Source organism: Arthrobacter sp. TMN-50 (assembly GCF_054511125.1).
Genome location: NZ_JBTNDG010000006.1, coordinates 146,918 through 167,912, shown reverse-complemented (window position 1 = coordinate 167,912; position 20,995 = coordinate 146,918). Strand labels below are relative to the sequence as shown.

Annotated in this window: 21 protein-coding genes and 6 pseudogenes; 17 read left to right on the top strand and 10 right to left on the bottom strand. The window is 62.6% G+C overall.

The features are described from left to right. From ACX80A_RS09855 to ACX80A_RS09845, 3 genes and pseudogenes are all read right to left on the bottom strand, one after another. A pseudogene (locus ACX80A_RS09855) lies at positions 1–399 on the bottom strand (DUF4389 domain-containing protein); the annotation flags it as partial. 654 nt (positions 400–1,053) lie between these two features. Then, on the bottom strand, positions 1,054–1,551 hold the full coding sequence (locus ACX80A_RS09850; RefSeq protein ID WP_459259520.1) for a DUF6326 family protein: 498 nt from the start codon (positions 1,549–1,551) through the stop codon (positions 1,054–1,056). Positions 1,552–1,648: 97 nt separating this feature from the next. Then, on the bottom strand, positions 1,649–2,689 hold the full coding sequence (locus ACX80A_RS09845) for an NAD(P)-dependent alcohol dehydrogenase (protein WP_459259519.1): 1,041 nt from the start codon (positions 2,687–2,689) through the stop codon (positions 1,649–1,651). A 99-nt stretch (positions 2,690–2,788) separates the two neighbouring features. Between ACX80A_RS09845 and ACX80A_RS09840 the strand changes: the two genes are divergently transcribed. Beyond that, a complete protein-coding gene (locus ACX80A_RS09840; protein WP_459259518.1) occupies positions 2,789–3,493 on the top strand; it encodes a TetR/AcrR family transcriptional regulator C-terminal domain-containing protein in 705 nt (234 codons plus the stop codon). A gap of 433 nt (positions 3,494–3,926) precedes the next feature. Then, on the top strand, positions 3,927–4,253 hold the full coding sequence (locus ACX80A_RS09835) for a PEP-utilizing enzyme (RefSeq protein ID WP_459259517.1): 327 nt from the start codon (positions 3,927–3,929) through the stop codon (positions 4,251–4,253). On the opposite strand, the pseudogene ACX80A_RS09830 reads toward ACX80A_RS09835, so the two are convergent. Continuing rightward, positions 4,218–4,334: pseudogene (locus ACX80A_RS09830) on the bottom strand (IS3 family transposase); the annotation flags it as partial. The gene ACX80A_RS09835 and the pseudogene ACX80A_RS09830 sit on opposite strands and share 36 nt — an antisense overlap. 901 nt (positions 4,335–5,235) lie before the next feature. On the opposite strand from ACX80A_RS09830, the pseudogene ACX80A_RS09825 reads away from it, so the two are divergent. The 5 genes and pseudogenes from ACX80A_RS09825 to ACX80A_RS09805 form a co-directional block, all read left to right on the top strand. After that, positions 5,236–5,442: pseudogene (locus tag ACX80A_RS09825) on the top strand (IS982 family transposase); the annotation flags it as partial. Positions 5,443–5,542: 100 nt separating this feature from the next. Further along, positions 5,543–6,007 (top strand): type IV secretory system conjugative DNA transfer family protein, encoded by a 465-nt coding sequence (locus ACX80A_RS09820; protein WP_459259516.1) that lies wholly within the window; start codon positions 5,543–5,545, stop codon positions 6,005–6,007. A 6-nt stretch (positions 6,008–6,013) separates the two neighbouring features. Then, on the top strand, positions 6,014–6,532 hold the full coding sequence (locus tag ACX80A_RS09815) for a TraG/TraD/VirD4 family protein (protein ID WP_459259525.1): 519 nt from the start codon (positions 6,014–6,016) through the stop codon (positions 6,530–6,532). Beyond that, positions 6,525–6,764: a hypothetical protein gene (locus tag ACX80A_RS09810; protein WP_459259515.1), complete on the top strand. Its 240-nt coding sequence runs from the start codon at positions 6,525–6,527 to the stop codon at positions 6,762–6,764. The genes ACX80A_RS09815 and ACX80A_RS09810 overlap by 8 nt, the downstream gene beginning before the upstream one ends. Continuing rightward, positions 6,749–6,973: pseudogene (locus tag ACX80A_RS09805) on the top strand (DUF4913 domain-containing protein); the annotation flags it as partial. The gene ACX80A_RS09810 and the pseudogene ACX80A_RS09805, both read left to right, overlap by 16 nt. A gap of 154 nt (positions 6,974–7,127) precedes the next feature. On the opposite strand, the gene ACX80A_RS09800 reads toward ACX80A_RS09805, so the two are convergent. The 5 genes and pseudogenes from ACX80A_RS09800 to ACX80A_RS09780 all read right to left on the bottom strand — a co-directional run bounded on the left by ACX80A_RS09800 (position 7,128) and on the right by ACX80A_RS09780 (position 10,294). Continuing rightward, complete coding sequence (locus tag ACX80A_RS09800) at positions 7,128–8,429, bottom strand: MFS transporter (protein ID WP_459259514.1); 1,302 nt, start codon at positions 8,427–8,429, stop codon at positions 7,128–7,130. A 305-nt stretch (positions 8,430–8,734) separates the two neighbouring features. Then, positions 8,735–9,079 (bottom strand): annotated as a pseudogene (locus ACX80A_RS09795) (DUF2243 domain-containing protein). A gap of 173 nt (positions 9,080–9,252) precedes the next feature. Then, the gene (locus tag ACX80A_RS09790) at positions 9,253–9,669 is read right to left on the bottom strand and encodes a DUF302 domain-containing protein (RefSeq protein WP_459259513.1); all 417 of its coding nucleotides are present in this window, start codon (positions 9,667–9,669) and stop codon (positions 9,253–9,255) included. A 63-nt stretch (positions 9,670–9,732) separates the two neighbouring features. Then, positions 9,733–9,999: a metal-sensitive transcriptional regulator gene (locus tag ACX80A_RS09785; RefSeq protein WP_459259512.1), complete on the bottom strand. Its 267-nt coding sequence runs from the start codon at positions 9,997–9,999 to the stop codon at positions 9,733–9,735. A 148-nt stretch (positions 10,000–10,147) separates the two neighbouring features. Beyond that, complete coding sequence (locus tag ACX80A_RS09780) at positions 10,148–10,294, bottom strand: hypothetical protein (RefSeq protein ID WP_459259511.1); 147 nt, start codon at positions 10,292–10,294, stop codon at positions 10,148–10,150. A 172-nt stretch (positions 10,295–10,466) separates the two neighbouring features. Here ACX80A_RS09780 and ACX80A_RS09775 point away from each other — a divergent pair, with 172 nt between their 5' ends. From ACX80A_RS09775 to ACX80A_RS09730, 10 genes and pseudogenes are all read left to right on the top strand, one after another. Continuing rightward, on the top strand, positions 10,467–11,123 hold the full coding sequence (locus tag ACX80A_RS09775) for a rhodanese-like domain-containing protein (protein ID WP_459259510.1): 657 nt from the start codon (positions 10,467–10,469) through the stop codon (positions 11,121–11,123). Then, positions 11,120–12,046 (top strand): sulfite exporter TauE/SafE family protein, encoded by a 927-nt coding sequence (locus ACX80A_RS09770; RefSeq protein WP_459259509.1) that lies wholly within the window; start codon positions 11,120–11,122, stop codon positions 12,044–12,046. The genes ACX80A_RS09775 and ACX80A_RS09770 overlap by 4 nt, the downstream gene beginning before the upstream one ends. 75 nt (positions 12,047–12,121) lie before the next feature. Continuing rightward, complete coding sequence (locus ACX80A_RS09765; RefSeq protein ID WP_459259508.1) at positions 12,122–12,418, top strand: rhodanese-like domain-containing protein; 297 nt, start codon at positions 12,122–12,124, stop codon at positions 12,416–12,418. 62 nt (positions 12,419–12,480) lie between these two features. Beyond that, a complete protein-coding gene (locus ACX80A_RS09760) occupies positions 12,481–12,801 on the top strand; it encodes a rhodanese-like domain-containing protein (RefSeq protein ID WP_459259507.1) in 321 nt (106 codons plus the stop codon). A gap of 125 nt (positions 12,802–12,926) precedes the next feature. Further along, positions 12,927–14,279: an MBL fold metallo-hydrolase gene (locus tag ACX80A_RS09755; protein ID WP_459259506.1), complete on the top strand. Its 1,353-nt coding sequence runs from the start codon at positions 12,927–12,929 to the stop codon at positions 14,277–14,279. Positions 14,280–14,457: 178 nt separating this feature from the next. After that, positions 14,458–15,519 carry a HoxN/HupN/NixA family nickel/cobalt transporter gene (locus tag ACX80A_RS09750; RefSeq protein WP_459259505.1) on the top strand — a complete coding sequence of 354 codons (1,062 nt, stop codon included), beginning with the start codon at positions 14,458–14,460 and terminating at the stop codon, positions 15,517–15,519. 266 nt (positions 15,520–15,785) lie between these two features. Next, on the top strand, positions 15,786–16,052 hold the full coding sequence (locus ACX80A_RS09745) for an SHOCT domain-containing protein (RefSeq protein ID WP_459259504.1): 267 nt from the start codon (positions 15,786–15,788) through the stop codon (positions 16,050–16,052). Then, positions 16,049–17,533, top strand: a pseudogene (locus tag ACX80A_RS09740) (multicopper oxidase family protein). Before ACX80A_RS09745 ends, ACX80A_RS09740 begins: the two are co-directional and overlap by 4 nt. A 516-nt stretch (positions 17,534–18,049) precedes the next feature. Continuing rightward, entirely contained in the window at positions 18,050–18,547 is a 498-nt protein-coding gene (locus tag ACX80A_RS09735) for a hypothetical protein (protein WP_459259503.1), read from the top strand. 235 nt (positions 18,548–18,782) lie between these two features. Next, positions 18,783–19,274 carry a hypothetical protein gene (locus ACX80A_RS09730; RefSeq protein WP_459259502.1) on the top strand — a complete coding sequence of 164 codons (492 nt, stop codon included), beginning with the start codon at positions 18,783–18,785 and terminating at the stop codon, positions 19,272–19,274. Positions 19,275–19,374: 100 nt separating this feature from the next. On the opposite strand, the gene ACX80A_RS09725 is transcribed toward ACX80A_RS09730, so the two are convergent. After that, on the bottom strand, positions 19,375–20,895 hold the full coding sequence (locus ACX80A_RS09725) for a DUF4041 domain-containing protein (protein ID WP_459259501.1): 1,521 nt from the start codon (positions 20,893–20,895) through the stop codon (positions 19,375–19,377). Positions 20,896–20,995 lie beyond the last annotated feature (100 nt).

The following is a 20,995-nucleotide window of genomic DNA, read 5'->3' as shown; positions in this document are numbered from 1 at the left end:
AAGTGCAGCGACAATGAGCAGGTGAGGTAGGGCGAGGAGCCAGGACTTGACCAGGACCCGCCCATGCGAGAGCTTTTCGGGGTAGTCCACCTCAAAAGTTGCCGGGTAATCAGTGTGCGCCAGGGTGAAGGGTGGGTAGTGGTCGGTGCCCAGCACGCAGTTGGCATAAAAGGCGACCCGCCAGTGCCAGCGCAGAACGCCCACCGTGAACTGAAAGAGCGACGCCGGGTAGCGCCCGGTGAACAGGATCATCACCCCCGCGGCAGCAGTGACCACCACGAAGGCAATCCCGAGTATGGTCAGCACTAGGTAGTGCGGAATGGCCAGAATCCATTTGACCAGCCACATCCACCGCGAGAGGTTGGGATCCAGTTCCCCCTCGAGCCGTGCAGGATACGACCCCCCGGCGGGTGTGCCGATCTCAGGGCTCGACGAGGACAGTATTCTCCTGCCCAGGCCGGCAGCCCCGACGATGATGACCGCTAATCCAGCCGCCAGCGCAGCAAGCCCTGCGAGGACGGGCCCGGAGTTGGCGAGGACGCCGATTGAGCCTGCGGTTAGCAGAACTCCGGTGACGAGAATGAACATGTGCGGCGGACTCATTGTTTCGGCCGGCGAATTAAACTGTCTGGAGTTTTGGGTTGGGTGGGTGTCCATGGTGATGATCCTGGGTTTCTTGTGTAGGAATTGGTCGGAATTTGATGTCACCCTCCGTGTGCGGCGGGCAACGGATGGACTTGTAGGGTGATGGCGATTTTTGCCCAGGCGTGGTCCGCGGCGAAGTAGCGAATGGCCTCAGGGACCTGTCTCGACGGATAGGTCCGGTCGGTGGCCGGGGTGACCTGACGGATTCGATGGGTTCCCTTAACACGTCCGGGCTTTCCCGTCCCGGCTTCGCGCTGAACGTGGACAGGTTCTGGCGGATGAACAGCGTCAGAAGAAGCGCCCCCTGATGCGTCTCATGGGCCCGATGAGCCTGCGAACGCATCCGATGACCCGACCTGCCGGTAGGGGCCTTGGAAGGCCCCTACCGGACAGGGACTGCTCTTGGGTTCACGCTTGCTGCTGGGCGCGGACGGCTTCACGGTCCGGGCTGGGCGGCATGGTCGCCGACGGTGCGGTGCGGGTCCAGGTCCAGGCGGAGCGCAGGATGAAGGCCAGGATCAGCAACTCGACTCCAATGGTGAGGCCGTAGTAAAAGGCCCAGTCCCAGGTCGCCCCTGCCGCGTTGAAGACGGAGAGGGGGATGAATAGCAGGGCAACGACGAGGTTCGTGGCGCGGTTCGCCCTGGCGGGCAGTGTCATCGAGAGCAGCACCATCAGGCTCGGTATCGCTATGATCACGAAGAAGATGGAAACCAATGTCCCGGTGATGTCGAAGACAAAAATCTCGCCACCCCGGATTACATCAATTTCGCCGGGCTGGTAGAGGTGGAAGTAGTCGATGTAGATGACGAGGAACATGAAGCTGGTCCAGGCGGCGGCGAGCTTGGCCTGCACGGGGATTCGTGGGTTGTCGAGCAATTTCGGAGTTTTCGTTCGGAGGGTCATTGGTATTTCTTTCGATTGGAGCGATCCGTCCGCCGGAGTGGCGGCCGGTTTGGGTGTGCATTCGCACGGGTTGGGTCGTTCTCATCGGTGAAGGTCGTCAGACGGTGATCACGACCTTCCCTCGGGTGTGGCCGGCCCCGACGTAGCGGAGGGCGTCGGCCGCTTCGTCCAGGGGGTAGGTGCGGTCAATGACGGACCTGACCTGCCCGCTCGTGAGCAGCTCGGCCAGGGTGAGCAGGTCCTGGCGCTTCCCAACCGACATGAAAGGCAACAGCATCTGACGGGTGAACCCGGACAGCACACGCGCTTTGACGATCCGACCGAGGGGGCCGAACCAGCGGCCCCCTCGTCCGCTGTTGGGGATCAGGGTGCCGGTGGGCGTCAGCGCTCGGCGGACAGCCGCCAGGGGCTGGGCTTCCACGTTGTCGAGGATGACGTCGTAACGCTTGTCGCTGCGGGTGAAGTCGGTCCTCGTGTAGTCAATGACGTGGTCGGCACCGAGTGACCGGACCAGGTCGGCGTTGCGGGTGCTGCACACACCCGTCACCTCGGCACCAAACGCCTTGGCGATCTGTACGGCGAAGGAGCCCACGCCGCCTGACGCGCCCGTCACCAGCACCGTCTGGCCCGGTCGAACGTTCGCGACCTTGCGCAATGCCTGCAACGCCGTCATGGCCGAGGTGGGCACCGCTGCCGCGTCCACGACCGACAGGTTGGCAGGGATGGACACGAGGTTGTCCGCCGGGACGCAGATGTACTCCGCCAGCGCTCCAGCGGTGCTCCAGCCGAACACCTCGTCGCCGGGGCGGAGAGCGGTGACATCCTTCCCTACCGCTGCCACCACGCCGGCGAGGTCCATGCCAGGAATGCCGTGGCGCGGCCGGCGGAGCCCGTACACCAGGCGCACCATGTACGGCTTGCCGGTCATGACGAAGTAGTCGCCAGGGTGTACCGAGGCCGCGCCCACCCGGACGAGGACATCGCCCCGACCGGGTAGCGGTATACCGACCTCGGACGACTCGAGCACTGAAGGCGGGCCGTAGCGGTGCTGGACGGCGGCCCGCATCGTCGCAGCCCCGTCAAGATTCGCCCCCGGCACCAGGGGTGCCCCGGCATTCGATCGCTGTTCGTTTTCCACAGAAGTCTCCTTACACCCGAGTAGCGACTTGCGCTGACTCGTTATCCGTACGTTGTACGACGTACGTTGTACGATAGAGTGTGGGCGTACCTTGTACTAATGTCAAGGCTTCGAGAGAGCGAGGAATCCGTGTCCGCTAGGGAACAACGCCAGGTCACGACAGACGCGGGGCTAACCAAGCAGCGGGTGGTGGTCGAGGCGATCCGACTCGCCGACCGCGAGGGAGTCGAAGGGTTGAGCATGCGCCGGCTGGCTCGCGACCTCGGCGCGGGAGCGATGTCGCTCTACCACTACGTGGCGAGCAAGGAGGAGTTGCTGGACGCGATGATCGACATCGTGTTCGAGGAGATCGAACTCCCACCCGAAGGGACCGACTGGCAGTCGGCGATGCGACGGCGTTCGATATCCGCCCGACAGGTTCTAGCACGCCACCCGTGGGCGAACGGCCTGATGGACTCGCGGACATCGCCGGGGGCGGCGCACCTCCGCCACCGCGAGGCTGTCACCGCCTGCCTGCGGAGGGCCGGCTTCTCGGTTCTGATGGCGACGCACGCCAACTGGTTGCTCGACAGCCTTGTCTACGGTTACGCCCTGCAGGAAGCCAACCTGCCGTTCGATACAGCCGATGAGTTCGCGGACATGGCCGAAGACGTCTACCTGCCCCAGCTTCCTCCAGGCGAGTTCCCCTACCTCAACGAGTCCGCCGCGGCACTCGTCGCTGCCGGCTACGACCCGGCGGAAGAGTTCATCTTCGGCCTCGACCTCGCCTTGGCCGCCCTCGAGCCCCTGAGAGCCTCCGCATAGCGACGCTCACGGACCGCCGCCCGCCCTCTGCACCGCAATTCCGATCCACTACCGCTGCGTTGTAGTGAGTTCGTAGCGATCGTGCGTCTGGGATCCCTACGCGAATTCCGCACCTGAGGTGGAGCGGTGCGCCTCAGACATCAGCGACTCCGGCATCATCGAGCGCTAGCCAGGGGCCAAGACCGAGCGCACTGACCACCACTACGGGCGTCTCCTTGCCCGCCCTATTGCGTCGACGAAACAGGAGAAGTTCTGTCTCACAGGTCCCGAGGTTCTGTACTTGCACGCCCGCAGTAACGAGGTCTTTGACGCGCTGGACTGCCCCAGAGACATCGAATGAGCCATCGCAGAAGACACGACGTGGGTCCTTCAAGCCGGACCCGTAACGGTACCCCCACCGACTCCACAGCACGGCCACAGCCACCCGCCAACAGTGCCACCATCACCGGAGAGCCAGCCAGTCCAGGAATCGCTTCCGGCCCCCTCCGGCTCGTCCGCGGACCCGCTGACCTTCCCAAACTCCAGCTTGACGACGTGCTCGTCTGCCGCAACACCGCCCCGCACGGACACCGCTGTTCACTATCGCCTCGGCAGGGTGACCGAAACCGGCGGAGAGCTCTCCCACGCAGCGATCGTCGCCAGGGAAGCCGAGATACCCGCCGTACTCGCAGTTCCAAGAGTGACAACAGTCCTCATCGGCCCGGCGCATCACTTCGGCTTCCTACTCCAAAATCTTGATGCGCTTTTCCCCTTCCCGTAGCTCGGCGGATTCTTCTTTCGCCGCCCTGGTTTTGGGGTCGTCTTCCTCGTCGGCTTTCTTCAGCCAGCGGTGCAGGGCTGCTGAAGGTTAGAAGTCAACCAAACCTTCAGCAGCCCTCTACCTCTCGCCACCGAGCTGGGATCACCTCAACCTCACCGGCAATTACAGCCGGCCCCGAACCGCCCACAAGCCCGGCCGGAACCAGGCTCTCCGACGACCGTCACTAACCTCTGTGGGCAATACAGCTAGCTTCGGATATTTTTGCGAATTCGCTAGCCGCCCCATCTACGCCAGATCAGGTGAGACCAAAAAGTCCCCGGAACGTCTCATTCCGGGGACTTCACAGGGGTAGGGCTGCTGGGGCTTGAACCCAGGACAAACGGATTAGCAATTGCTGTCTTTCGTCAGTTTCCGGTGGATTCCATCACCCCGTAAATCCCCAGCAATAGCGCCATTCGAGCGAATTCAACTGACCATTGCCTCTCGACCTTGCTCGTTATTTCCGGTGGGTAAGCGGTGGGCTGAGCGCCACCGGCTGGGTGGCCGAACCGCACGAACGTGGCGAGCCTCGAGAAGAGCCGTGGTGCTTTCATCGAACACGGTAGCTTCACAGCAGAACAACTGGACTACCGGCGTCATGCTGTGCCATCGAAACATACCCATGAATGACCAGAAGCATCATCGCTGTTTGTCATTCTGATCCCCATCATCGCTGGGCGGGTCATCCGCGCAACCAGCGCGCGATGCGCCGGGAGCAGACCAAAGTTTCGTTCGGCGCTCCTCCGTCGCTTATTTCCTCCCGAAATTTCGGCCCGCTCCCGGTTCCCCAAGTTGCACTCCGGTCCCTCATACCCAGCGGTGATTCCTTTATCAGAACGACACACAAATCTGACAGACACTTAACTGGTGCGGCTCTGGACCGGTCTTGGAATTAGACGGACTTGCTATGAGCCACTGGCCTTAACTCACCCTGACACGTAGGGCCCTGGCCAAGGACACTCCGTCATGGCATGACGTGCTCCGCCTTGTCGATTCCACGCCGCTGCCCTGCGCCATGTCGCGGGATACCGTGAAACGCAGCGATCTCAGCGGGCATGCCGGCTACGGCTATTGCGCTTCGCATTCGCGCTACTTCCGGGGCTTCCGGCTTTACCTGATCAGCACACCGGAAGGAATGCCCGTCATCTGGGCCTGGCGAACCCGCCGGGCACTTCGCAACAGGCACCCGTGAACCCGGTAGCCGGATTGATCCGTTCTTTGACGGCTTCGGAGAGCAACTGCTGACCTCGATGCTATTGGCGGCCGCGTGTGATGATCGGCCCATTACTGAGATCCACGGCTGGCTCACTGATCCCAGCGAGGATGAGGCAGTGGAGATCCTGCGCCGTCACAACTACCCGATGAACGCTGACGCGCTCTCCAGCATCATGAACTACGCCGCTCAGCAGCGAGACGGGATCTACGGAACCGCCCTCGGCTACGTGGACTGCCTGACGAACCAGACGGTAGCGCCGTGGGTGAATCCCAGCGGCACAGCTCGTCGGCCTGAATTCAGCCCGGAAGAGTTCGTGCGCGGTAAAAACACCCTTTACAGCCTGTCCAAAGAAGGGGCCGGCACTGCTGGGCCCCTGGTCACCGCGCTGACCGTCGCCACAGTGGAAGCCGCTGAAGCCTACGCCGTGGTTTCTCCTGGCGGCAGGCTCGCCGTCCCTCTGGTTGGTGTTCTCGATGAAGCGGCGAACGTCTGCCGGTAGAAGAACCTGCCCGACCAGTACAGCCACTATGGTTCCCGCGGAATCGTCCTCATGACGATTCTGCCATCCTACGCACAGGGCGCGTCGGTGTGGGGTAAAGACGGGATGCGCAAACTCTGGTCAGCATCCAACATCAAGGTCTACGGCGGCGGCGTTGCTGAACCTGATTTCATGACTGAGCTATCCCAGTTCATCGGTGACTACACCTACACAGGGCGCACCACCAGCCGGGGCAAGAACGGGCGCGCCACCAGTGTTGACCCGAACCGAAAAGAGAGAATCCTCGAACCCGACGACCTGGTATCGCTCGAACGTGGCCGCGCTATCGTCTTTGCCTCCGGTATCCGTCCGGTCCTGGTCAAAACCATGCCATGGATGGCCGGGCCTGACGCTGAACAAATCAAAGCCTCCATTGCCGCCCATAACCCAGCAACACAGGCAACACAGGCAACACCCGTAGCTTCGAGCAACGGCTCGACGCCGCCGAAGAACAAGTGGATTCAGGCGGCCCAGAACGATGAGTGAGGGCCTGGGCGGCTGGGACGAAGTAAACCAGGACACTTCACCGGAAACCGTCGATCCTCAGACGACGACGACGGCGGAGGCGACTGAGGCGGCGCCCTCGTTGGTGTTCGCGACAGTGGATCTCTTTGTGCAGGAACATTTGGCGCTCAACTACCGGCGCAATCTGACCGCACAGGGAGGCACACATGGTGCCCCAAGTGGTGGCGGCACGGTGAGGCGATCAGCCGCTTAGAAGCACTTTGGAGGGCGTGGGAGAATCTACGCCGGGACGGCGCCACGGGAATGAGCTCTTGGTGGCGAGACCACGCGGACCACCACATGCAGATCCTTCTCTCCACCGATGGACCTTTCAAGGGCTGCACTCCAGACAAGGGCCACAATCCCCGGCTGGAGCCGTTGCCGTGCATCCCTCCACCAGCGGGTCTCTTCATTCCCCAATGATTTCGTCCTAATATGCCTGTCATTTCTCGAAGTCGTTGCACTGAATGCAGTTGAGTGAAGATGTCGGCGTGCCTAAACAGCTCAATAAGCTCGGTTACAGAGCGAAGGGCCCGCAAGCCGACTGCACCGATAACCCTTCAGCGCCTCGCAAGCATCAGTGGTGCGGGGCGTTCGGGGCCGGTTGGTGGGTTTCGTACATCCGTACGGCCACGACCAGGGCCGAGAGGGCGCTGACAGCAGCCGCGGCCCATACAGCTGCATGGAGTCCCATGAGGTCGGCGATGATGCCGCCGAGGACGGCGCCGACCGCGTAACCGAGGTCGCGCCAGACGCGGTAGACGCCCACGGCGCGGCCGCGCCAGGCGGGGTGTGCGACATCGCCGATAACCGCAAGGAGGGTCGGGTAGACCATCGCGGTACCAGCTCCGAGCAGTGCGGTGCCAGCCGCCCAGGTGCTGAAGCCGTCACCGAGTGCGATGACCACGAGAGCGGCGGCCTGGGTGGCCATTCCACCGGTGATCAGGTGTTTGCGCCCGATCCGGTCCGAAAGCGCCCCTGTAACCAGCTGGCCAACACCCCAGACTCCTGGGTAGAGGGCGAAGAGCAGCCCGATCTGGGCGACGGTCAGTTCGGCGGTGGCGAACAGCAAGGGGAACAGGCCCCAGGAGAGCCCGAAGTTTAGGTTGTTGACCAACCCGGCCTGGCTGGCTGAGGAGAGGGCGGGTTCCTTCAGGCTGGTCTGGGCGGCGATCTGTCGGTCGGTGAGTCCGGCGTGGAGATGATCGTGGAGGCCGTCGGCGCGGGGCACGTGCTGGCCGGCGTCGAGCAGGGCGTGGCCGCGGGTCTCTTTCACGAACACCCCGGACAGCAACAGGGCGATGGCCGTGTAGGCCAGTCCCAGCAGGAACGGCGCCGGCCGTAGACCGTATTGCTCGGCCAGGTACCCGGCCAGCAGGGAGGTCACGGCCACAGCCCCGTAGCCGGCGGCTTCGTTGAGGCCCATCGCGAGACCTCGCTGTTTCGGGCCGACGAGGTCGATCTTCATGACCACGGTGGTGGACCACGTCAGTCCCTGGTTGATGCCCAGCAGTATGTTGGCGGCCACGACCCAGCCCCAGCTCGGGGCGAAGATCAGCATCAGCGGGACCGGCAGGGCGAAGAGCCACCCGATGAGCAGTACGGGTTTGCGCCCGTAGCGGTCGGAAAAGGTTCCGGCGAAGTAGTTGGCGATCGCCTTTGTGATCCCGAACGCGGCGACGTAGGTGAAGATGAAGGTGTAGCCGGTGAGCCCGAACTCGGTCTCGGCCAGCAGTGGCAGCACTGTCTGCTGCTGACCCACCATGCCGCCGACCAGGGCGTTGATCGCGACCAGCAGGGCGAACTGGGCCATGTTTTGCTTCAGTCCCAAGGTGACGATCTCTGTTGCAGGGCTGGGCCTCTTTGGGTTCGTTACCATCGGATGCCTTTCCATTTTGCAGTCGTCAACATACCCTATACCCTAGGGGGTATAGGGTATGAATTGCCAGTCGACAGCGGAGGAAAGACGTTATGTGCCGTGCAGTGACATGCAAAAAATGTGGTAAAACAACCTGGGCCGGGTGCGGTCAACATGTGGACCAAGTCCTACGGGGAGTGCCGGTCGCCCAGAAGTGACGCGGGCACCAAAACGAGCCCAAGACTAAAGGCGGATTCTTCTCCCGGCTGTTCTCACACCGCTGACTCTGCCGGGTAGCCGGCCGGTAGTCAGGTCCGCCGGCCGGTTCAGCCCACCCTGCCCGGGAGGGTGCGTTGGCCGTGCCGGTACAGCAACCATCCGCCGACGATGAGGAGAGCGCCGAAAATCAGGAATCCTATATCCCAGGAAAGTGGGGATCCCAGGTCGTCACGGACGTGGTGAACCTCCAGCAGCTGGTGGTTGATCGGGCCCTCTACAAGGTTGAATATCCCCCACCCTGTAAGCATCAGGCCCACCTGGGAGCTCCAGCTCGGCGCTGCTTAACCCTGCCGCCAGGCCCTCACGGCAGCAACAGAGCCGGCCAGGACGAGAAGCCACGTCGCAATGTGAAAAAACCCGTCAGCCAGCGTATTGATTTTCAGCCCCGCCACCGGTGGTCCTGGCGGTCACGCATCAGTGTCGCTGGGTTTTCATTCCCGCCCGGACTCCGCCCAGTGCACCTGACGGGACGCCTGCACTATCGCCTGCACGCAGGTCAATTGAAGCTACGTTAACGGTGATATCTGTTCTCTTCCGAAAAAGTGCTGGTCCCGCTGGTGCCTTTCTAGGCGGGGTTGACTTCGAGGGAGGTCAGTGCGGCACGCAGTCGCGTGTCGGCGTCATTGGCCACTTCCTGTACGGCTGGGCTGTCGCTGAGCTGGACCATGGTCTGGGGGTCGATGGCCTGGATTGTGGTTTGCGTGGCGTCGGGTCCGCGGCGTACGACGACGTTGCAGGGTAGCAGCGCGCCGAGGTCCGGTTCGGCCGCCAAGGCGCGACTGGCAAGTTGTGGATTGCATGCTCCGAGGATTACATAATCCCCGAGGCCCTGCCCTGCCTCGGCACCAAGTTTGGTTTCGAAGGTTGCGCGGACGTCGATCTCAGAGAGGATGCCGAAGCCCTGCTCGGCCAGCGCCTCGCGGGTTTTCTGCACTGCTTCCTCGTAAGCTGCTGACACTACGATGCTGTGGGTATAGGTCATGTCTTCTCCTTCCACTACGTTCTGGCGGGTATCCGTTTGCTGGCCTTTTTCGATGGTGGCAGTTCAGGCAAGGGAAAGGAACAGCTTCTCCAGGTCCTTTTTGTCCATGCTGGCGTCTTCCTGGGTGATGCACTGTTGAAGACCGGTGGCGATGATGGCGAATCCGGCCCGGTCCAGCGCCTTGGAGACCGCAGCGAGCTGCGTGATGACGTCCTTGCAGTCGCGGCCTTCCTCCATCATCCGGGTTACGGCGGCCAACTGCCCTTGGGCCCGCTTGAGCCGGTTGAGCCGGTTGATAACCGGTGTCAGTTCTGTTGAATCGAGTTGCATGGTGGCCTCCGCCTAGGATTAGTGTCAATGTCATTATATACCCCCCAGGGTGTAGGGGTCGCTCGGGTGATCCGGGCGGGCCTTGCCGTCTGGGTGCGCCTAAGTGAGGTGCGCCGCCGCTGTGGTCCTCGTATAAGTCAACCGCCAATTAGGGGCCCTTCAGCAACCCGTCAAGACCGTAGACTTTCGGGCCCAGAACGATCCGGCTGACCTGCGCTTCGGATGCGGCACTGAAGACTTCGTCCGGGGCCGTGTCAGGTGTTCGATCTGCTGGCTGGTTGGGTGTGGTGCTCATATTCCTCTTCATCCTCGTTCTCGGTTGTTGGTTCAGTCAGTACCAGACTCCGTCGGATAATGACCACTGTTTCAGTAACCATTTTATACCCCAGGGGGTTATTTGCATACCCCATGGGTATATGGAATACTCGGCCACGTATTTCGAACTTCTGGTTTTTGAAAGGACCTTCATGACTTCTTCGACCACTTCCGTTCCCGCTGTAACGGCTCTTGATCCGCAGGAACTGAGTTCCTGGATTACCGAGCATGAGGACCTTGTGATCCTTGATGTGCGGTCGGCTGCTGAGTTTGAAACCATGCATATCCGCGGTTCATACAATGTGCCGCTTCCCCTGCTGTCCGAGCACACGGACGAGCTGGCGGCACGGCGGGGCAGCCGGGTAGTCCTGGTCTGCCAGTCCGGGGTCCGCGCCGAACAGGCCCGTCAGCGCCTCGGTGGCGTGGGGATTGATACGGCGTACGTCCTGACCGGGGGTGTGCCTGGATTCGCTACTGCTGGCGGCGAAGTAATCCGCGGCCAGCAACGCTGGGCCCTTGAGCGTCAGGTGAGGCTCGCGGCGGGCTCCCTGGTCGTCCTGGGCCTGGCAGGAGGGCAGTTCGTCTCACCGAAGCTGCGCCTGCTTGCAGGGGCCATCGGCACCGGCCTGACGTTCTCGGCCGCCACGAACACCTGCGCCATGGGTAAGGCCCTCTCGGCCATGCCCTGGAACAAGACCGCGCAGGAGCCAACCCGGGAGGCAGCTATCCTGCAACTTCCCAGCGCCGACTCCGCATCCAGCGCCAACGCCGGCGCCAATTCCATGACGGGGCCGGCGCGCGCCTCATGACCGCAACCCTGATCCTCGTGCTCAGCCTGTCGGTGGTTATCGGGCTTTCGCTCGGTGTCCTGGGTGGCGGCGGATCGATTCTGACCGTTCCGATCCTGGTGTATGTGGCCGGATTCGAAGCTAAGGAAGCGATCGCTGCGTCCCTGTTCGTTGTCGGAGTCACCTCGGCTGTAAGCGTGATCAGCCATGCCCGCGGTGGCAGGGTGATGTGGCGTACCGGCTTGACTTTCGGCGCCGCCGGCATGGTCGGCGCCTTCGTCGGCGGTCTGCTGGGTGGCCAGATTCCCGGTCAGATCCTTTTGATTGCTTTCGCCATCATGATGGTGGCGACCGCCATAGCAATGCTCCGCGGCAGGAAAAAAACTGGTGGGGATGGCACCGCCGAACCGGTGAAACACGAACTCCCCTTGGGCCGGGTGCTACTGGACGGAGCCGTCGTCGGGCTTGTCACCGGCCTGGTCGGTGCAGGCGGCGGATTCCTCGTCGTTCCCGCCCTGGCCTTGCTGGGCGGCCTGCCGATGTCAATCGCCGTCGGAACGTCACTGGTCGTTATTGCGATGAAGTCCTTCGCCGGACTCGCCGGTTACCTCCCCACTGTCCACCTGGACTGGGGCCTGACCTTGGCTGTCACGGCAGCTGCGATCGTGGGAACGCTCATCGGTTCCAAACTCGCAGGCAGTATTCCCGAAGCCGCCCTCCGAAAAGCGTTCGGTTGGTTCGTCCTGGCCATGGGCACCTTTGTCCTGACCCAACAGGCCCCTGAGGATCTGCGCTGGATCATCCTCAGTGGTATCGCCGCCCTGGCCGTGCTCGCCGCCGTCATCTGCTGGTTCTTCGTTCGCACATGCCCCATCAGGACACGCGCCCGCGACAACGAGCACCGCAACCAAGGCTCCGGGCGAGCGAAACATTCAACCGCCTGAGCCAAGAAGTATCGCTTCACCGAAGAACACCTCACCAAAGAACAATCGCATCAGAAACCAACCAGGAGGCAAGCGATGTCCGAAATTACCATCACCGAAGCCGAGAAGCGCCGTAACACGGATCAGATCATCGATGTCCGGGAAGACTTTGAAGTCGCCCAGGGAACAATCCCCGGCGCCCTGCACATCCCACTAGGGGACTTGGGCGCACGCCTGTCCGAACTCGACCGAACCGTACCGGTGATCGCCATCTGCCGTAGCGGAAACCGTAGCACCACCGCTGCAGACGCCTTGAATGAGGCAGGTTTCACCGCAGACACCATGGCAGGGGGCATGACCGCCTGGCAAGAGGCCGGCCTACCCACCACTTAAAAACCTTTCCCAGGCCCCAAAGCCCCATCCACGTCTGGCTGAAAGGAGCGGGAAGGCACAGCATGGGCCCCGACGAAATGAAGAGTAAGTGGCCGGGCGTGCCCTTGCTCGATGTACGCGCCAGGGAACATGACGTCCCTTCCCCTAATACCACCATGTACGTCGTGTGCGGATCGGGAAAACGGAGCACTCAAGTCGTCTCACTTCTCACCGAGGATGGATTCGACGTAGCGAATGTCGCCGGCGGAATCACCGAACGGTATCGCGACGGATACCCGGTCACTTATGCCACAGCTACTAAAAGCGTCCCCGCTGACCGCCCGAAAAGACCTTCTTCCTGGTCCCTTGGGGCAGTGCTGAACAAGTTCCGCCGCACCAGATAGACGGACCCAGCCTGACAGGGATAAACAAGCCCAACTTGACCAGTCGTATACCCCTATAGGTATTGTTGTTTTTGTGGGTCCTTCACAAGGCAACAATCCCCGCCGATTTTGAGGAGAAAGAAACCATGGACGTTATTGTCATTGACACCCCGCAGCTCGGGGACCGCAGCTACCTGATCCACGACGGGCACGTAGCCCTGGTCATCGACGCCCAGCGCGATGTCGACCGAGTCGAAGCCATCGTGGAAGAAGCGGGCGTGAAGCTCACCCACGTGGCCGAAACCCACATCCACAACGACTACGTCACCGGCGGGCTCGTCCTGGCCCAGAAATACGGGGCCGATTACCTGGTCAACGCCGCCGATGACGTGTCCTTCGAACGCACCCCGATCGCCGACGGGCAAACCGTGCAGGTCGGCGAACTCTTGGTCAAGGCGGTGGCCACCCCCGGCCACACCCACCACCACCTCTCCTTCATCGTCGAGCACGACGGGCAGCAAGCCGTGTTCTCCGGAGGCAGCGTTCTCTACGGCTCGGTGGGCCGCACCGATCTGCTCGGCTCCGAGCACACGGTCGGGCTGACCCACGACCAGTGGGACTCCGCCCGCCGCCTGGCGAAAGAGGCAACAGAAAAGGCAGCCCTTTACCCGACTCACGGGTTCGGTTCCTTCTGCTCTTCCGGCCCGGCAACAGGGGCGTCAGAATCCACCCTGGGCGAGCAGTTCTCCACCAACCACGTCTACACCGAGGGCGACGAGGAACACTTCGTCACCGAGCTCATTGCCAACCTGAGCGCCTACCCCAGCTACTACGTGCACATGGGACCGGCCAACGCTGCCGGCCCCACCGAGCCCAACCTCGAGGTTCCCGATTCTCTGGATCCGGCGGAGCTGAAGGCACGTCTGGAGGCTGGGGAGTGGGTGGTGGACCTGCGTAACCGGGTGGCTTACTCCGCTGAGCACCTGAAGGGGACCATCAGCTTTGAGTACGGCAACGGGGCGAGCTTCACCACCTTCCTGGGCTGGGTCTTCCCCTATGACCAGCAACTCACCCTCGTCGGTTCCCGCGATGACGTTGAGAACGCGATTCGCGACCTGTCCAGAATCGGCATCGACTCACCGGATGCGGCCGTCGGCGAGAACCCCGCCGAGCTGGCCCCGGACGTTCCGGCCACGTCCTACCTCCGGGTTGGATGGGACGGCGTATTGGCCGACCGCCCTGCCGGGGAAACGATCCTGGACGTGCGCCGGGTGGAGGAGTACGAGGCATCCCGAATCGAGGGTGCGGTGAATATTCCGCTGCACGAGCTCGTCACCCGCATGGACGAGGTGCCCGCCGGCCGACTGTGGGTGCACTGCGGCTCCGGCTACCGCTCCGGAGTGGCCGCCAGCCTGCTCGAACGTGCGGGCAAGGAACCGGTGCACATCGACGCGATGTTCGACGAGGCCGCCGACGCCGGCCTGCCCACGGCCAGCTGACCCACCCCCGGCCGCTACAGCCTGGTCTTCGTCTTAGACCCGGCGGGCGGGCAGGGGCATCCTGCCCGCCCGCTCACCCCGGCGACCTTCCCTGTCTAAATCCAACAAACCAGAAAGGGCGCAGATGGCCAGCCTTGCCGTAGCTCCACCCCGGAACCAGACACGTAGCCTGACCGGCATGGGCGTCACCGTCCTGGGGCTGCACGTCGCCGGGTGGGGGGCCCTGTTCGGCTGGTTGCTGCCGGCTCAGGAGGCCGCCGGAGCCAACCCTGGTTTGCTTCTGGGCCTGGCCGTGGGCGCCTACGCCCTGGGCGTGCGTCACGCCTTCGACGCCGATCATATCGCCGCCATTGACAACGCCACCCGCCAGTTCCTCACCAGGGGCCGTGCCACCGTGACCACCGGATTCTGGTTCGCTCTGGGACACTCTTCGGTGGTCGTGCTCTCCGTGCTCCTGCTGGCCCTGGGCGTGGAGGTCTTCGCTGGGGGCCTGGCCGATGAGAACTCCACCTTGCGCCAGGCCGCCGGGATCTGGGGCGGGACCGTCTCAGGGCTGTTTCTGCTCACCGCCGGGATCTTGAACATGCCGGCGCTGCGGTCCCTACACCGGTTGCGCCGCACGATGAGGACCGCACCGGTCGATGAGGCCGAGCTGCACACGCACCTGAACCGGCGAGGAGTGTTGCACCGTGTGCTGCACCCTCTCACCCGGGCGGTGGACCGTCCAGTGAAGATGTACCCGGTCGGGTTCCTCTTCGGGCTCGGCCTGGACACCGCGGCCTCCATCAGCCTCTTCGTCGTGGCCGGGACCTTGGCCCCGTCCCTGCCCTGGTACGCCGCGATGGTGTTGCCGGTGCTGTTCACCGCAGGAATGACCGCCTTCGACAGCGCCGACGGGCTGATGATGGCCCGGATCTACAGCCGGGCCACCGGCGACGCCCGACGCACGGTTGACTACAACCTCGTCGTCACCGGTGTCTCGGTGTTCATCGCCTTCCTCATCGGCGGGACGGGCCTACTTTCCGTGGCCGCCGAGGTCTTCCAACCTTCCGGCGGCATCCTAGAAGCACTCACCACCGTGGACCTGAACTTCCTCGGAATCACCGCGATAGGCTTCTTCGCCCTGATCTGGATGGGCACGGCCGCAACACGCCGGGTCATCCCCTCCACCGGTTGCCTCGACCCGGGGACCCCGGCCATAACCCACTCAGAAATGGCCCCGCTACGGGAAACGTCCTAGCCACCCCACTGTTTCCTGTAAACCGGGCTGCGCCTCGCTAAGGCCCGTCAATACCCCTCAGCAACGGGACGGCTTGGCTGCGATGGTGTATCCGATCCTCTGTCGGCGGACGGACACGTCGGGTCCGGGCAGATCCGGGCCGGGCCGTTGCGACCGGTTGACATCCTTAGCCAGCGGGAGTCAAGACTTGGGTGGGCGCGTACGGCAGAAGGCGCGTAACTGCTAGAGATTCGACCGCGTACGACGAGATATTAAGGAGCACGATCATGTGGAACGGCAATGGTATGGGCGGTATGGGATTGATGTGGATCTTCGGGCTGTTAGTGCTCGTGGGGGTGATCGTGTTGGTGGTCGTGTTGGTGAAGGCCCTCTCCGGTAAGTCCTCACACAATGCCAGTCCCGACGCCCGCCGCGAACCGGGTGTGGACCCTGGCCGAGGAAGGCAGATCCTTGAAGAGCGCTACGCCCGCGGGGAACTGAGCACTGAGGAATACCGGGAGCGGCTGAGGATCCTGGAGGAAGACGGCCAGTGAACCCGCTGACCCGCCGCCAGCTGCTGGCTCTCAGTGCCGCAGGTGCCGGTGCCACAGCCCTCGGCGGGGCGGGACTGTGGTGGACCACCAGCAACGATCCCGGATACACCGGCGGTGAAGAACTGGTCGAGCCCCCGGTGCTCTCCAGCCGTGACGGCGTACTGAAACTGGATTTGGAGGCCGCCCCGGCACGTGTCCAGGTCGGTGGGCGTGAAGCTTCTGTGTTGGCTTTCAACGGGTCCCTGCCGGGCCCGACCCTGCGTGTGGCGCCCGGTGACACGATCCGGGTGGCGATGACCAACGGGCTTCAGGCCCCGACGAACCTGCACGTGCACGGGCTGCACGTCTCCCCTGAGGGAAACGGCGACAACCCGTTCCTGAGCATCAGCCCGGGAGAGTCCTTCGACTATGAGTTCGTCCTGCCCGAGGACCACCCGCCGGGCACCTACTGGTACCACCCGCACCGCCACGGCCATGTGGCCGATCAGGTCGCCGCCGGCCTGTATGGGGTGATCGTGGTGGAGGACCCCGAAGTGATTCCGGTGACCCGGGAGCGGGTCCTGGTGGTCTCGGACCTGTCCCTAGACTCCTCCGGCAACCTGTCTGAGGTCGACCAGATGCAGCAGATGATGGGCCGGGAGGGTGAGGTCGTGCTGGTCAATGGCCAAGTCCGACCGCGGCTGGACGCCGCACCGGGGGAACGGGAGCGGTGGCGGATCGTCAACGCCTGTCCCTCCCGGTATCTGCGTCTGCAGTTGGAGGGCCAGCAGGTTCGATTGCTCAGCCGTGACCTCGGGCGCCTGCCAGTTCCTGAAGAGGGTACAGAAGTGGTGATCGCCCCCGGCAACCGCATCGAGCTGCTCGTCGAGACCACCGAGGGCTCCTCGGTCCTGGTCGCGGCGCCCGTAGACCGTGGCGGCATGGACGAGATGATGGGCGGGGCCATGATGGGCGGAAACGGTCCAGGCAACGGGGAAGCGATCGAGCTCCTCACCTTCGAGGTGTCTGGTGATCCGGTGCAGACGCCGGAGCCCGTGCCAGCGGGCCCTGCGCTGCGGGATCTGCGCGGGGAACCGGTCACCGGTTGCCACACTTTGGATTTCGACATGGGAATGGCCGGCAGTATGGGCGGTGGAAGCCACGGTGAGGGCACCATGATGGCTTTTACCATCAACGGCCGGGAGTTCGATCCCGCCCGCACTGACACCCCGGTGGCGGCTGGGGCCGTGGAGGAATGGACCCTGACCAACTCCAGCCCCATGGACCACCCCGTGCATCTGCATGTGTAGCCCATGCAGATTGTCGAGGACGGTGACCGCGACGTATCGGAGCCGAGGTGGCAGGATGTCATCAACGTCCCAGCGTTTGAGCAGGTGAAAGTCCTTATCGCCCTCGATGAGTTTTCCGGACGAACCGTCTATCACTTTCACATCCTCGACCACGAGGACCAAGGAATGATGGGCATCGTCGAAGCTCGCTGAGGCTAGGGCCGCCGGAGCGCGATGTCGCTGCCCGGCCTAATGCCGATAGCTGTGCCCGAGGACAGCGGACGTCAGGCACGATCGGGTCCCATAGGGGCGCCAGGAGGATCACCGGGTATCAGCCGACAAACAGTACAGTGCTAGGTGCGACAGGGATCGCGCCGCACAGCAAAATCGGATTATCCGACGTTTTGGCCCGAGGGCATCGCTGGGCGTGGCTGATAGCATCTTTGAGCACGAACAAACCACTCGCGTTCCCGGTTAATTCAAGATGCCTCATGCCGTCATTCGGACTCACAAAGTTCTAGCGACAGCACTTTTGAAACGAAACACGGCGAGACAAGTTTCCGAGACGCCCGCAGAGGACTTGATCATCCAGTCCCGCCTAGCGAATCATGCCGTCAAAGGGAGGGGTAAGGGTGGATCGGCGTCAGTATGCTGGATTACAGAACCTCGACTCGATGCGTGTATAGAGTGAGCGGCTCATGCATCATCCATCCCATTCAGGAGACTATCGTGCGGCTACGAACCTTCTTCGCCCCAATGAGCATCGCCGTCTTGGTGTTGCTCGCTCCGAGTCCGGCTTTTGCGGACGCGGAAGGCACCCCCCGCGCCAGCGCCAGCGCGCAGGAAGTTCATCGTATCAATGGGGCAGCCGTGAGTTCCCTGCCGGAGGACCAGCGTAGGCTGTCAGTCGAAGGCAAACTCGGCAGCGACGGTGTGGCCACCGGGCGCCTGTCCTTCACACATCAGAGCCCGTCGGGGCTATCTCACTTCACAGCCCGAGTGACATGCCTGGAGTTCAATGACGGCCAGACAGAAGTCAGTGGAACCATCACCAAGGGCGAAACGGCCGCCAGCGTTGTCCTCGACGGCAAGATGGTAGCTTTCACCCTCGACACAGAAGGTGTGCAGAACTTCTCACTCCCCCAGATCGGTCCCGGAGCAGCCAGCTGTGGGGGTGGCAGGGTCGAAACGGTCCCCGTGACCGAGGCGGGCTTCCACGTTCGCTGATTCTTTCGCGGATGACCTGCGGCGAGTAACGCTGGGGGCCACTGTGGCAGTCGCCGATTAACAGGTTGCCGGGCTCTGGACTTTCCCGCACTTCTGGCCGAGGCCGTCGAGTTCATTGCGGCTCGCTGGGACCGCTGTACTCAACCGCTGATATCGACGGCGGTAGGTCCGACCGGAGGGTAGCTCTGCAATCCAGGACCCACTTCGGCTGGCGGCGCTCCCGTAGGGTGATTCCATGTCCACTTCTTTTGTCCTGACCCTCCTTGGAATCGCCGCTGTCTTACTGGTCCTCCGACTGGTGATACCTGGCCTACCCCTTCAACGGGTCACGCAACGGTTGACCCCACTGGATCTCGCCCTGACCGTTCTGGGTGTGCTGGGGCTGATCCTGCACTGCGCCTCGATGTTCTTCCGACCGCTCGTCGCCGCAATACCGGGCAGTGGCAGCGTGATCACTCAGATCAATTCGATGGGAACGGCGAGCATGATCTGGTACGCGATCCCCACCCTTTTGGTTATGGTGGGATTGCGCCGCCAGCATTGGGTCGCGCTTATCCTTTTGGTAGCGTCATTGCTGGCGGTGGGCATCACCATGTACAACGGCACCGCACTGTCGACCCATCTGGACACCATCTTCGCCGCTGGAGTGATGATCGCCGCAACGGTCTTCCTCCTCAGCACACCTCCTTGGCACCGCGAACCGACCACAATCACCGCCGTTGCCTAGTAGCTAGCTGCTGACTAGGACGGCATGCCTCGGGCGGGACTGCCGAAGTCGCTGTTAACTCATGAATCGGTAGATCGTCGGGGAGCTTCCCCGGACCCGCCTACGCAGCACCTGCGAATGGGATGGCTTGCCGCAGGTCTTTCGAGGTGGTGAATTCTTCGGCGGGTGCTTCTTCTCTGTATTCAACGAGTTCGACGCTGTGTTCCACGAGAGCCTCCTTGACCTGCGCTGGGGTGGCGTAGAAGTACTCCCGCCGAAGGTTCACCAAGTTGACCCGTTCGGCAGCGAAATGGCGATGCAACATACTTTCGATGCCGACAGCGTCCTTGGAGAAAAACAGGGCATGTACATCGAACAAGAACGGCACGGAGGCATCCCCGAGTTCGCGTACACGTTCCATGGGGTTCAGTCGCCGGGTCATACCAACCTTGACCACACCTTCGCCGAAGGCACCGAGGTTCGAGATGACGTAGACGTAGCCAGCGCGAGTGTTTAGCGCGTTGTCTTCCGCGTCCGCTAGTTTGGCTTCGGCTTCCTCCAGCTGGTCCTGAACGCGCTGAACACCTTCGAGGTCGCCTGCTTCTTGCAGTTGCAGGAGCACGGTCATGTAGTGGCTGACCTCCTTCTGCTGCTTGGCTTTCAGCGCTTCCCACTCGCGCTGGGCTTTGGCGGTCTCGCGAGCTTCAGCCCGCGCCTCAGCCTCGAGCTGCTTCTGAATTGCCAGAGCCTGCAGATGCCGTGCGGCAAGTTCGAGTTCGTGTTCACGTAGGGCATGAAAGGAGTCAGTGACACTGAGCCCGATCATGGTGCCGCGCTTGGCTATCTGTTCCCGTGACTTCTGCAGACGGGACCGAGCGGTGTGCAAGTTTCCGGCCTTCACCGTCTTCACACAGTTCTCGGCTTCGGCATTGTACGCACGTAGGAGCAATGCAGAAAGGTCCCGAACAAACTTGTCGCCTTCCTTCGTCGACCCATTAAACGTAAATCCCGAGACAGCCGAGACAGCATTCTTCTGCTTCAAGGTGTCCTTGATCCGCGCCCGAACCGTGGCCAACTCGTCAGCTAGTTTGATCGAGGTTTCAGCTGGGTGCTCGTAGTCGTAGAACCCGACGTTGTGCCGTTCGGCCACCTCCCGGACATCCAGCACCTCACCTCGAACCGACCCAAGCTCATCGCGCGCTGTCCTGAGGTTCCGCTCCATGGCGGCAACCTCAACGTTCAGGTCCGCGACCCGCTGTTCACGGGCCAGAAGGTCCATGGCTCCGATGCGGTGTAGATCGGTCATCATTTGGGTGTTGGCCACGTACACCTCGTCCGCATAAAGCTTCAACCCGGCAGCTGGCACCGGCGGGGCACCCATACTGGTCCGGTAGGTGTTCTGCCCACTGATCCCAAGTCCTTCGGCTGAGGCTCCGAACGCCTTCTTATACTGCTTGACCATGTCCAACAGCACCCACAAGATACCGCCCGCCACCAAGAGACTGACAACGAACGCCTCTGTTGGGAGAACCGCAATGAACACCAAGCCCAAGCCGGCGAGCCACACACGCGAGGCAAAGCCTCGCGGCTTCTTCTTTGGTTTCCCTGGTTCGGGCAATTCGCCTGACGATAGATTGGACATGGATCCCCCAAGGCTCAAGTGATGATGGAGGAACGGTAGCAGGCGCACTCACGAAACAACGATCGCCGAGACTCATGCCAAGCCTGAGTACTCACCCCGG